Source organism: Colwellia sp. E150_009, from assembly GCF_053543955.1.
The window spans coordinates 1-13,415 of sequence record NZ_JBHFOM010000068.1 but is presented as its reverse complement, the minus strand read 5'-3'; the positions used below and the strand labels follow the sequence as shown (position 1 = coordinate 13,415).

Here is a 13,415-nt window from a genome sequence, read left to right as displayed (position 1 = left end):
TGGGGAGCCACATTACTTCGGTAAGAAATTAAACCTGCTTTCTGCAGGTTTTTTTTCGTCTATAAAAAAACTAACTTCCCAATAGCTCAGTTGGTAGAGCGATGAACTGTGCTCTTTAATGAACGAAAAAGCCTTGTTTTGTATAAAACAAGGCTTTTAATTAAATACCAGACAAACAATATTTATTTTTCAGCAATCAACTCTTTTTTATCTTCAAAGGAAATCACTAACTTGTCTTTTTTAACACCAACTTTAGCAACACCACCATTAGTCAATTCTCCAAAGAGCAATTCATTAGCTAGTTCTTTTTTCAGCTGTTCTTGAATTAAACGCGACATTGGCCGAGCCCCCATTGTTTTATCATACCCATGCTCAGCTAACCATTTCTTAGCTTCTCGGGTTAACTCTAAAGACACACCTTTTTCATCTAATTTAGCTTGCAGTTCTACAATAAACTTATCTACAACTTGTTGAATAACGTCATTGGTAAGGTGATTAAACCAAACAATATTATCAAGACGATTTCTGAACTCAGGAGAAAACACCTTATTGATTTCACTCATCGCATCTAGACTATGATCTTGTTGTTTAAAACCAATAGATTGACGTACAGTTTCTTGCACGCCAGCATTCGTTGTTAGTACTAAGATAATATTTCTAAAATCGGCTTTACGACCATTATTGTCAGTTAACGTGCCGTGATCCATTACTTGCAGTAAAATGTTATAAACATCTTCATGTGCTTTTTCTATTTCATCAAGCAGCACAACAGCATGAGGATGTTTTATTACTGCATCAGTAAGTAATCCACCTTGTTCATAACCCACATAACCAGGAGGAGCACCAATTAAACGACTAACAGCATGTTTCTCCATATATTCAGACATGTCATAACGCAATAGCTCCACACCTAAAATTTTAGCTAATTGCTTAGTTACTTCCGTTTTACCAACCCCTGTAGGTCCAGCAAACAAGAAAGACCCGACAGGTTTTTCATCATCTCCTAAACCCGCACGTGACAAGCGTATCACTGATGATAATTCTTCAATTGCCTCATCTTGACCAAAAACAACCAATTTTAAATTACGATCTAACATTTTAAGGCTATCTTTTTCCGTCGATGAAACGGATTTTTCAGGAATACGAGCCATTTTTGCCACAATGTTTTCTATATCCGTATTACTAATAGTTTTTTTACGCTTTGACGCTGCAATTAACTGCTGTTTAGCGCCAGCTTCATCAATAACATCTATGGCTTTATCTGGTAAGAAGCGTTCATTTATATATTTTGCTGAAAGCTGTGCCGCCGCACGCAAGGCTGCGTTGGTATAACGAATACCGTGATGGGTTTCATACTTCTCTTTCAAGCCTTGTAATATTTTAGTGGTATCTTCAACACTTGGCTCTACGATATCTATTTTTTGGAATCGCCTTGCTAATGCGCGATCTTTTTCAAATATACTCTGATATTCTTGATAAGTTGTTGAACCTAAACAACGCAATTTACCCGCAGACAGTAAAGGTTTAATAAGATTTGACGCATCTAACATGCCACCTGATGCAGCACCTGCACCAATAATGGTATGTATTTCGTCAATAAAGAGAATCGCATTCTCATCAGACTCTAAATCTTTCAATAAAGCTTTAAAGCGCTTTTCAAAATCCCCTCTGTACTTGGTTCCAGCAAGTAAAGCCCCCATATCTAGCGAATATATGGTTGCATTACTTAAAAACTCTGGTACTTGTTCGTTCACAATTAAATTGGCTAATCCTTCAGCAATAGCAGTTTTACCCACACCTGCTTCCCCAACAAACAAGGGGTTGTTCTTACGACGACGCCCTAATACTTGTAACGTTCTTTCAAGCTCGCTATCTCTTCCAATTAATGGGTCAATATTCCCCTTTAGTGCTTCTTCATTAAGATTAACAGAAAAGTTTTCAATAGTACGCGGTTCTTCTGCTGCAACTTGCTCACCTTCTTCGATAGATGAATTAGAAGAGTTTTGATCGATTTTAGCAATACCGTGGGAAATATAATTAACAATATCTAAACGACTTACACCTGCCTTTTTCAGTATGTATGCGGCTTGTGATTCTTGTTCACTAAATATTGCTACAAGTACGTTAGAACCACTCACTTCACTTTTACCTGACGATTGCACATGAAAAACCGCACGCTGTAAAACGCGTTGAAAACCCAAGGTTGGTTGAGTTTCTCGCTCTTCTTCATCTAGTGGAATAATAGGTGTTGTTTCTTGAATAAATTCAAGTAAGTTTGCCCGTATTATTCCCACATCCGCACCACAAGCGCCCAACACATCGATAGCCGATGGGTTATCTAATAAAGCCAAGAGTAAGTGTTCAACCGTCATAAATTCATGACGAGATTCTTTGGCTTGACGAAAAGCCAAATTCAGGGAAATTTCTAAGTCTTTATTCAGCATAGGTACTCCAATTTAGTTCTTTGCGATCTTTTGACTTAATCAAAGATCAGACAACATTAAGCTTTTTCTAAAACACATTTTAAAGGATGTTCGTTTTCAATTGCATAACGAATAACATGATCCACTTTAGTTTCTGCAACATCTGCAGAATATGTGCCACAAAGTGCCTTTCCCTCGTAATGAACAGTTAACATTATATCTGTTGCTTGTTCCGAATTTTTATTAAAAAATTTACATAATACATCCACAACAAAATCCATTGGGGTGTAATCATCATTTAGTAAAAAAACATGATACTTAGGCGGCTCTTCAACCTCATCCTTAATTTCTTCTTCTACAAACTGTTGACTGTCAAATAACTCTTTCCAATTACTCATATATTTATCTTAGTCTCTACTGAAAACTTTTGCTGTAACTTTTTTGTTAAAAAAAATATATATATTCTCAAAATTAGCTTGACTAATTTTATTTTTTATCTACGATTTAGTATGTGATTATTTTTTAGTCACGTTTCTAAATATGTATATGCTTTATTGTATCTCTATTTTAGTAATACTAAAATTAATTATAAAATTGATATCAAGCATAACTTATAATACTGAAGGATATAGAAGGAAGTTGAAGTATGGCTCACGGTACAGTTAAATGGTTTAATAATGCAAAGGGTTTTGGTTTTATTCGTCCAGATAGTGGTGGAGAAGATATTTTTGCTCACTACTCAACAATTGAAATGGATGGTTACCGTACACTAAAAGCTGGACAAGATGTCAATTATGAACTCAGCGAAGGTCCCAAAGGGCATCACGCTGCAAGTATAAAACCAAATGATGATGAGTTAGATTAATAACCATAACTCTCAGAAATATCTTTTCTACAATATTAAGTTTTTTAAAATATATTGATATTGTAGAAAATTTTAGCACGTTGAATACCTGTAATACATTAAATGTGTATTTACGGTTATCACGTATACGCTATTAAAGCTAACTTTTAGTGCTAATCTAGTTCTTCTATCGCTATTCCTACTAAATACATTCCTTCACACTCTTCATTAACTCTCACCACTTTACCACGAATATCAAGTGATTGAACTTGTTCCGAAGCTGAATTTAGCTTGATCCTCACATGAGTAGACATGGCTATAGGATGATCGACTTCTATTGCTATCCCAGTGGCACTCAAATCTCGACATGTTGCTTTTATTTCACTGTTAGCTTCGTCGTCAATGATAGTTACATCTACTTCGCTGTTTAACATCATGCGATAAAAATTACGCTTGTCATCAAAATTTATCATTTGTACCTCAGATCCATAAAAATTTAAAATGATGTGATTAACTCTTTATACTGAGCTTAAGCCAGTGTGTCAATTAACTGTGATTAACATTTCATGAAAAATCTTTTAAATGGTTAATAATCCGTTTTAATGAAATCGGTTGAGCCGTGCCTAAATTTTGCGAAAATAAGGAAATTCTTAATTCTTCAATCATCCATTTAGTTGCTAATATCTCTTGAGATACTGGTTTATCTTTTCGTTGTTTAGAAAGCACATTAGTGTATAAATCAGCCGCCTTTTTAACTTCAATTAATTTTAATCTGTCCTGATTAGGATCAATGGGTAGCTTTTCTAATCGACGTAGCATGCCTTTTAAATAACGCATAATATCATCTAATTTATCAAAACCTGACGCACTGACAAACCCTTTAAAAACTAATGATTCACTTTGTTTTTTAATATCCGCATGCGATTGAATAACATCTAAGGCTACGTTACCTTTTAGCTTTTTAGCAATATCATGGCGTAAACTTAACACTTGCTCTACTTTAATTGCGGCAGTTAAAACGCAGTCTGAAATTTCAGCCCGAACATAGTCACGAACCAATGCAAAACTTTTTTCATCTCTGGGTAAGCGATTTAATTTTTTTTCTAGGACGTACTTTTTAACTAAAAACACACATGCCCCTTGAATACAGTCTTCTAATAATTCGGTAATTGAGCCAAAAGGATTAAAATACAAACCAAGTTTAGCCTTATTAGGCATTTTCTCTTGTAAGTATTTGAGTGGGGATGGAATGTTCAAAAGAATTAATCTACTTATGCCATTAAGCATTGCTTGTTCTGCATGCTCTTCTTGCTCAAACAATTCAATAGCAACATTGCTTTTATGATCGACTAAAGCAGGAAATGCTTTAATCGTCATACTGGCCACTTTCTTTTCATATCCCTGTGGTAATTTACCAAAGTCCCATAAGGTTAAGTTAGTTTTCTCGATACCTTTTTCTGCTACTTGTTTAATTGAAGCTTTCACCTTACCTTGAAGTTGTTCCTTTAGCTGATTGAGATCACGCCCTTGTTTTAATAACTTTCCTTTTTCATTAACAATTTGATAATTCATGGTTAAATGCACAGGTAATACTACGCCTTGCCAAGCACCTTCTGGTAACCTTACCCCTGTCATACGTAATAACTGTTTTGCTAAGGCATCGGTTAAGTTTCCTTGGCTTTCATCCATATTATCTAAACAAGCCTGAGCATAATTGGGTGCAGGTACAAAGTTACGACGCAACGCTTTAGGTAACGCTTTGATTAACGCAACAACTAAATCATAACGCAATGCTGGAATTAACCAATCAAAACCTTCCGCTTGACACTGATTCAACAATGCTACAGGTATAACAACACTGACACCGTCTTCAATATCACCTGGACTAAAATGATAGGTAAGCGGCAAAGTCAGGTTATTTTGTTGCCAAGTATCAGGGTATTCTTTTATTGATACTTCATCAGACGACTTATTAAGTAAAAAATCTTCTGTAAAATTAAGCAGTTTAGCATTTTCTTTTTTTGCTTTTTTCCACCAAGCTAAAAAGCTACGTTGACAAACAACCAATTCAGGAATTTTATCAAGGTAGAAATCAACTAACTGCTGCTCATCAATCAAGAAATCTTTGCGGCGTGCTTTCTGCTCTAATGCCTCAATACTAGCCACTAATTTTTGATTTTCTATTAAGAAACTTTCTTTAATAAAACTGTCGCCATTAACGAGTCCTTCGCGAATAAAAATATCTCGACAAGTTTTGGGTTCAATGGCTTTAAAATTAACTTTGCGTTTAATAACAATTGGCAAGCCATATAAACTAACCTGTTCAAAGGCCATCACAGCCCCTTGTTTTTTCTCCCAGTGAGGCTCGCTATAACTACGTTTTAACAAATGTTCGGCTAACGGTTCAATCCAAAGCGGATCAATTCGAGCATTCATTCGGGCAAATAAACGGCTGGTTTCCACTAATTCTGCTGACATTAACCATTTAGGCGGTTTCTTGGATAAAGCAGAACCAGGAAAAACAAAGAATTTACTACCACGAGCACCTTTAAATTCCCTATTTTCATCTTGATGCCCTAAGTGACTTAACAAACCAGACAATAAAGCCTGATGAACCGACACTAAACTACTTGGCAGATCTTGCGCTTTATTTTGCTGATTCGAGGACTCTCCCAGTTCAACAATTGAAAATTGATAATCAACAGAAGTCAGTGATATTTTTTGTTCTTTTAATGTTAATTTAAGTTGGCTGAAAATATCTTGCCATTCTCGTAATCTCACGTAAGACAAATATTCTCGTTGGCATAACTTTCTAAAGTGGTTTTGAGATAAGCCTTTTTTCTGTTTCGTCACATATTGCCATAAATTTAGTAGGCTGATGAAATCTGAATTTTTATCTTTAAAACGGTTATGTTTCTCATCCGCCGCTTGTTGTTTTTCATGTGGTCGTTCACGAGGATCTTGTATGCTTAAAGCACTAACAATAATAAGAACTTGTTCAATACACCCTAATTCAATCGAGGTAAGCACCATTTTTGCTAACCGTGGGTCTATAGGAAATTTAGATAATAAACGACCTGACGGTGTTAATTGAGTGCCTTGATTTTGTGGTTCTTTTTTTCTTTTGCCATGCTTATCAGTTTGAATAACACCATTATCAATAGCAGCTAATTCTTCTAATAATTTAACGCCATCATTGATATTTCTATTATCTGGTGCTTCAACAAAAGGAAAATCTCCTATTTCACCTAAATCTAATGCTAACATTTGTAAAATAACAGTAGCTAAATTTGTGCGTAGAATTTCAGGATCAGTAAATTCAGGTCTATTTTGGTAATCTTCTTCACTGTATAAGCGAATGCACACACCTGATGAAACACGACCACAGCGCCCTGCTCTTTGGTTTGCGCTGGCTTGTGAAATAGCTTCTATAGGTAAACGTTGTACCTTAGTTCGATAACTATAACGAGAAATACGCGCCGTACCAGGGTCAATAACATACTTAATGCCTGGAACTGTCAAACTGGTTTCAGCCACGTTAGTCGCCAGCACTATGTTACGACCCGAATGAGGTTTAAAAATACGATTTTGTTCACTAATGGTTAAACGTGCGTATAAGGGTAAAATTTGTGTATGTTTTAAATTCGCTTTGTTTAATGCGGCAGCTGTATCGCGTATTTCTCGTTCACCATTTAAAAATATTAAAATATCACCTTGTCTATCAGCAGTATTTTCAGATAATTCATCTACGGCATTCAAAATACCTGAAATAACGTCTTTGCCTTCATTAATCTTGTTATCATCTTGCTCTATTCCTTCACCATTTAATGGTCTGTAGCGCATTTCTACAGGATATGTGCGACCAGAAACTTCAATAATAGGCGCGGCTTTACCATTATTATCGGCAAAATGATTGGCAAAGCGTTGTGGATCAATTGTGGCTGAGGTAACAATAATTTTTAGGTCAGGTCGTTTAGCTAAAATTTGACGTAAATAACCTAAAATAAAATCAATGTTTAAGCTTCTTTCGTGGGCTTCATCAATAATAATAGTATCATATTGACGAAGTAGTCGATCTTTTTGCATTTCAGCTAATAAAATACCGTCTGTCATTAATTTGATATAACTGTGTTGGCTAACTTGATCATTAAACCTCACTTTATAGCCTACTTGTTCTCCTAGCTTGCTATTTAGTTCCTCTGCAATACGACTAGCAACAGTTCTAGCAGCAATTCTTCTAGGTTGGGTATGGCCAATAAGCCCATCAATTCCACGGCCTAACTCAAGACAAATTTTAGGAATTTGCGTTGTTTTACCTGAGCCTGTTTCGCCCGCAATAATAACTACCTGATTTTCTTGAATTGCCTTTGCTATCAGAGAGGCATTTTCACTAATGGGCAACCCTTCAGGATAGGTAATCTTAAGGGGATTCTTTAGTTTCTGTTGTTTTTCAATAGCTGATATATTAATTGCTTCTGCCGTTTTAGCTAACTGCTTAAGGCGTTGTTCAAGTTTGGCTTGATTTTTTTCAGACGAATCAAGCTGGCTCAATGCTCTTTTATGATGAATGAGTTGTTGCTTCAAACGAGGAAGATCTGATTTTTTTACTTGAGATAAGCCATCAAATAAAGCTTGAATATTAGGAATTTCACGAGCTTGACTACTCGTTTTTTTACTAGCCTTTTCACTAGGCGATGTGGTTAACGACAAAATAGACTCAACTAATTTAGCAATAAGAAAACGTAGAAAGGTCTATTTTATCAGTTATGATTCACAAATTATATTATGAAAAGCAATTAACAATAATCACTTAATAATTAAATTTATTATTAGCATATAACGTTGCGGCTTTTAGCCAAACAGAACCAACATTACCATCACCGACAGGTACCCCATCTAACAGAGTAACGGGTTCAATTTCTTTAGACGAGCTGGTAAGCCAAATTTCATCTGCGTTCCTAGCTTCATCAAGGGTAACAATTCTTTCTTCTACCGTTAACGATCCCTCTTTTGATAATATATCTATAACCAAACGACGTGTAACACCTGGCAAAATATGATTATCTTGAATGGGTGTGGCAATAATGCCATTTTTAACAATAAAAATGTTTGATGAACTTGCTTCTGTTAACTCTTGTTTGTTGTTAAACAGTAGGGTTTCTAAATTACCAACAGCATAGCCTTCCTGAAAATGCAAAACATTACCTAAGAGTGATGTTGATTTAATATGGCAACGCTGCCAACGTAAGTCTTCTGTTGTGCTTAATGAATAACCTTTACCCACTGTAGCCAAAGAAGGTGCTTTAGGTGGCGAAATTTCGAAGGTCATAGCAAAAACTGTTGGGGTTACATTTTCAGGAAAAGCATGAAAGCGTTTAGTATCAGCACCACGACTAACGTGTAAGTATATACCTAAAGAACCACCACCATTTTTGGCTGATAAGTTTTCACAGAGTGTTGACCATTGGTCATCACTCCAGTTCAATTCAATACCAATTGCCTTTAAGCCATCATTCATACGATTAATATGATTTTGAAAGCCAACCATTTTTCCTGCATATGAGGGGATTACTTCATAAATACCATCACCAAATAAAAAACCACGGTCTAATGGTGATATTTTGGCTTGTTCAACAGGCATATAATCGCCATTTAAAAAAACTGTACTCATTTTACTTTTCCTAATAATTTAATTATCACTATTTTATTTTTCTTTAAGTAAAAGAAAAACCAATTAATGTTCTAATTCTTGAGATTAGAGCAATACCTTCAGTTGCTGGAAGACTATCTTCTGTTAATTCATTTTTACGTGTAACGCCGTCAACACTGCCTAATTTTGAAATATACTTAAGTGTTTTTTCGGGGCAAGTTTCCCTTAATAGATCTTCTTTAGACCAAGTACTTAAAAAAGCTAAAATACCATATACTCCCCAATTAGAAACATCGCTGATGATTAATTCATCACAACATGTAACTGAGGGGATAATATTGAACGAAGTTAAAGCGTCTTTGACATTCCCCATACCAATTTCATTTCCGCCATCACCAATGGCTATTGTTGGGCAGTTGGCTGCGTGCATAAAGTAATCAAAGCTAGCGACTTTGCTACTAATATCTTCACCGCGCATGTTGTGATAACAGTCATTATCCGCTAACCCTGGACTCTCAATAGAAATAATCACTTCTGGTTGAAAATAATCTATCGCACGTTTAGCCTCAGCTAAACCATGTGCTTGTTTGCCAACATTAATAGCATAAGTTTGGTAATCACTTTCAAAGGCTGCTGCCATCGTTGTACTACATACAAGCACAGGGGTTGCACCGAGCTTTTCTAAGGCGTGATATAAAATAATTGCACCAACGGGGCCGTCTGTTTCAAACGTGTTTTCAACAGGAAAACCGGTGCCTATTAATACATTTCCTTTAACGTCTTTTAATAAGCTAGCAGCACGTAAACAGTAACCTGACACTAAGTGTGGTTGTAGTTCTTTCATGCCACGTAAATTACGCTCAACAAGCATGTTTTCTATTTGCTCGCTAAGCAATTGTTCTTTACTTATGTTCATTTCTTCTTCTAATTTAGATTTTAATGTTAATCACATTTCTGTAACTGTTTACGTGTAAAACGATTTAAATTCAAGTGAAAATAATTATGTGCCTGTTCCATAGAAATAGGCTCAAAATTCACTGTATCGCCTTGTTTTAGCTGCCCCAATTTAGCTGTATCAATGGATGAAACAGCACCAATTTTAGGATACCCCCCAATTGTTTGTCTATCGTTCATCAAAACAATTGGTTGTCCATCAGCGGGGACTTGAACAGCGCCATGACAAATCCCTTCAGATAGAATACCTTCAATATCACAGGCGATTTTTTGCCCTGTTAATCGGTAGCCCATGCGGTCAAAACTTTTACCTACGGTATATTCACTAGAAAAAAATAAGCGCTGTTGGAATGAGGTAAAGTGCTTTTGTTGATAAGCTGGCACCGTATGTAAAACAACATTATTAGAATACATAGGCCGTAACGATTCAGCTAACACTAAATTAGATGTTCTTGTTAGATTTTCATATGGTAAAATATCACCTGCTTTTAGCTTTTCTCCTGCCAAACCGCCAATTCCCTCACGACACACAGTAGCTGCACTACCAAAACTTTCTTCAATAATAAAGCCACCGGCTACCGCTAAATAACTTCGCATACCTTGGCTAGCAAAACCTAACTCAACAATATCTCCAGTTTTAATCGCATAACTTCGCCATAATTCTTTTTTATGGCGATTAATTGTTAATGGCATGTTTGCACCCGTTACAGCAATTGTACAATCAAGTTGGGCAACAAGCGTCAAACCTCCAACACTTATTTCAATGGCGGTAGCATTTAGTTCGTTTGCGCACAAACGGTTTGCCCATTGAAAGGCTTCTAAATCAATTGGGCCTCCGTTAGTTAAACCAATATTAAAATAACCAAAACGCCCAGCATCTTGAACTAGGCTAAGCATACCTGGTTGTTTTACCAAAAAACCTGTTGATAAATTCATGAACAATTTCCAAGCGTTAATTTACTAAAATCATCAGATAATTTTCCCCCTAACGCTAGAAACTTTTCCTTATTCACGGCGTTAAATTTAACTCTGTCACCAACTTTAACAGGCATAGTAGGACTTGCAGTTGCATCAAACATATCAATAGGGCATAAACCAATAATATTCCAACCACCAGGCGATGAATTTGGGTAAATTGCCGTTTGTTTATCAGCAATTGCCACCGCGCCTTTCGGGACTTTCATTCTAGGGGTACTTAAACGCGGTGCTGCAATTATCTCATCAACTTCACCTAAGTAAGCAAAACCAGGTGCAAAACCTATCGCATAAACACGATATTCTTTAGCTTGATGAATATTTATCACTTCCTCAATACTTAAGTTATTTTGTTTAGCAATAACCGCTAAGTCAGGCCCCGACTCAACAGCATAATACACGGGTAATTCAACCACGGTACTTACATGCTGATGTTCACATTTTTGAACAGAATCATCCGTTGTATGCAGCAATACTCTTAATTTATTACGCACATGATGATGATCTGTTACTAATATATTAAAAACGACCAATAAAGAAGCATAAGAGGGGATTAAATCTACAATGTTATTCGCTAATTCATTTTCCATCGCTCGGCGAATCGTTTGTTCAGCTTGTTGTACTCTTGCTGAGGTCTCATCACTTGCTTGCTCTGCAAAATAAATGATCAATGCACTTTCACCCGCAATATCTATAACAGGCTTATGGAATGGTTTTCCTTGTAACATTACCCAATCAACTCCCGAATAGCGCTAATGGCTTGAACACCTTCAATATTGTCACCATGAACACACAAACTGTCGGCTTTTAAAGGTAAAATATTACCACTTATTGTAGTAACACTGCCCTGCTCTTTTAATTGTTTAACCTGTGCAAGCATTTTTTCTTTGTTATGCACCGCACCATCTTTAGCACGAGATAATAATTTTCCGTCGTCATCGTAACACCTATCGGCAAATGCCTCACTAAGAATGTCAATATTAAAATGTTTAGCTTCAGCTCTATGTTGTTCAATATCTAGAGTTGCCTGCAACATCAGCTTTAATGGTCGGTGATAAGAGCTTAATGCTTGTAAAATGGCTTTCCTAATATCCTGACTTAGCATCATATCGTTATATAATGCACCATGAGGTTTAACATACTCCAGCACAATGCCCAAAGATTTAGCAACACCATCAATAGCCGCTATTTGATAGTTCACCAGTGCGATTACTTCTTCTGCTGAACAATTCATAGAACGTCTACCAAAACCAACTAGGTCAGGATAGCCTGGATGTGCTCCCACGCTAACATTATTTACTTTTGCTAATTCAAGGGTTTTTTGCATGACTAATGGATCGCCAGCATGAAAACCACACGCAATATTGGCTTGATCTATAAACGGCATTACCTGAGCGTCTAGCCCCATGGTCCAACTGCCATAACTTTCGCCTAAATCACAATTCAATTTCATTCTGTTTCCTTGGGTCGTTAATTGATTATTTCTAAAGCGAATAATTACAATATAGCTAATGTTGTATTGGCTATATCAGTGACTAACATTTTACCTGGACTGTGCGTAATACAATATGGTGGCTTAGTTCGTTCTAATGCAAGCTGTGGCGTGACACCACATGCCCAAAACACAGGTACTTCATTATCTTTTATCGTTACACTATCACCATAATCAGGTGTGTTTATATCCTTAATACCAATTTGCTCAGGTTGTCCAAAATGGATAGGAGCACCATGAACAGAAGGAAAACGGCTACAAATTTGAATTGCTCTGATCGCATCTTTGGGTAACATTGGGCGCATACTTACCACAGTTTCTCCGCTAAATCTTCCCGCCGTTTTACACGCAATGTTAGTGCGATACATAGGAACATTTTTATTTTCACTGATATTACGAATTTCAATACCGTCGGCAATCAGCGCCTCTTCAAATGAAAAGGAACACCCCAGCACAAAAGTAACTAAATCATCACGCCAAAGTGTTTTAATATCATTTATTTCTTGTTCAAGTTCACCATTAAGAAATAACCGATAGCCCGGTACATCGGTGCGAATATCAATATCTGTTCCTAGTGCGGGTAAATGAAAATCTCCCGCATTTTCTGACATACCAATTAACGGGCAAGGTTTTGGATTAAACTGACAAAACTGTAAAAAATCATTCGCCCAATCTTTAGGTAATATAACAATATTGCCCTGCACACAACCTTGCGCATAACCAGACGTATTATCAATAAATTTGCCCTGACGAATTAGTTGGCGTAATTCATAAGCATTAGGTTGTGTAGAAAGTGTATTAGTTAGGTTAATAGACATATGTGGTCACTTATTTATAAGAAAATATTCAGCGTGCGTTAATAGCAATATTATCACCAAAATTCATAAAGAATGCTACTAACTTGATTTACAGAATACTGATACATATTATGAAAAGTATTATTCACTTTTTAGGTTATACCAAGTTGATTAAGTTCTTGCCCACTCAGCGAGAATTAAAAGGCTTAGAGGCAAGGCATTGATTGAAGAGAATGGTCATTCCCTTGTCAAAATCAATAACGCCGCATATAAGCCTTTT

The 13,415-nt window shown here is 36.3% G+C and carries 11 protein-coding genes; 1 reads left to right on the top strand and 10 read right to left on the bottom strand.

Annotation, left to right across the window (positions count from 1 at the left end):
* Positions 1-182: 182 nt before the first annotated feature.
* Both clpA and clpS read right to left on the bottom strand, forming a co-directional pair.
* A complete protein-coding gene (gene clpA / locus ACE1OF_RS19065; RefSeq protein ID WP_448896440.1) occupies positions 183-2,444 on the bottom strand; it encodes an ATP-dependent Clp protease ATP-binding subunit ClpA in 2,262 nt (753 codons plus the stop codon).
* 56 nt (positions 2,445-2,500) lie between these two features.
* The gene (gene clpS / locus ACE1OF_RS19060) at positions 2,501-2,821 is read right to left on the bottom strand and encodes an ATP-dependent Clp protease adapter ClpS (protein ID WP_448896439.1); all 321 of its coding nucleotides are present in this window, start codon (positions 2,819-2,821) and stop codon (positions 2,501-2,503) included.
* Positions 2,822-3,069: 248 nt separating this feature from the next.
* On the opposite strand from clpS, the gene cspD reads away from it, so the two are divergent.
* On the top strand, positions 3,070-3,288 hold the full coding sequence (gene cspD, locus ACE1OF_RS19055) for a cold shock domain-containing protein CspD (protein WP_448896438.1): 219 nt from the start codon (positions 3,070-3,072) through the stop codon (positions 3,286-3,288).
* A gap of 152 nt (positions 3,289-3,440) precedes the next feature.
* On the opposite strand, the gene ACE1OF_RS19050 is transcribed toward cspD, so the two are convergent.
* The 8 genes from ACE1OF_RS19050 to ACE1OF_RS19015 all read right to left on the bottom strand — a co-directional run bounded on the left by ACE1OF_RS19050 (position 3,441) and on the right by ACE1OF_RS19015 (position 13,156).
* On the bottom strand, positions 3,441-3,740 hold the full coding sequence (locus ACE1OF_RS19050) for a PilZ domain-containing protein (protein WP_448896437.1): 300 nt from the start codon (positions 3,738-3,740) through the stop codon (positions 3,441-3,443).
* Between the two features lie 91 nt (positions 3,741-3,831).
* A complete protein-coding gene (gene hrpA / locus ACE1OF_RS19045; RefSeq protein WP_448896441.1) occupies positions 3,832-7,914 on the bottom strand; it encodes an ATP-dependent RNA helicase HrpA in 4,083 nt (1,360 codons plus the stop codon).
* A 163-nt stretch (positions 7,915-8,077) separates the two neighbouring features.
* Positions 8,078-8,938, bottom strand: a complete 861-nt coding sequence (locus ACE1OF_RS19040; protein WP_448896435.1) for an aminotransferase class IV — start codon at positions 8,936-8,938, stop codon at positions 8,078-8,080.
* 43 nt (positions 8,939-8,981) lie between these two features.
* Entirely contained in the window at positions 8,982-9,833 is an 852-nt protein-coding gene (locus ACE1OF_RS19035) for a glutamate cyclase domain-containing protein (RefSeq protein WP_448896434.1), read from the bottom strand.
* A gap of 26 nt (positions 9,834-9,859) precedes the next feature.
* Complete coding sequence (locus ACE1OF_RS19030) at positions 9,860-10,807, bottom strand: 5-oxoprolinase subunit C family protein (RefSeq protein WP_448896433.1); 948 nt, start codon at positions 10,805-10,807, stop codon at positions 9,860-9,862.
* Complete coding sequence (pxpB, locus tag ACE1OF_RS19025; RefSeq protein WP_448896431.1) at positions 10,804-11,574, bottom strand: 5-oxoprolinase subunit PxpB; 771 nt, start codon at positions 11,572-11,574, stop codon at positions 10,804-10,806. Before pxpB ends, ACE1OF_RS19030 begins: the two co-directional genes overlap by 4 nt.
* On the bottom strand, positions 11,574-12,299 hold the full coding sequence (locus tag ACE1OF_RS19020) for a 5-oxoprolinase subunit PxpA (RefSeq protein ID WP_448896429.1): 726 nt from the start codon (positions 12,297-12,299) through the stop codon (positions 11,574-11,576). Before ACE1OF_RS19020 ends, pxpB begins: the two co-directional genes overlap by 1 nt.
* 44 nt (positions 12,300-12,343) lie before the next feature.
* The gene (locus ACE1OF_RS19015; RefSeq protein ID WP_448896428.1) at positions 12,344-13,156 is read right to left on the bottom strand and encodes a putative hydro-lyase; all 813 of its coding nucleotides are present in this window, start codon (positions 13,154-13,156) and stop codon (positions 12,344-12,346) included.
* Positions 13,157-13,415 lie beyond the last annotated feature (259 nt).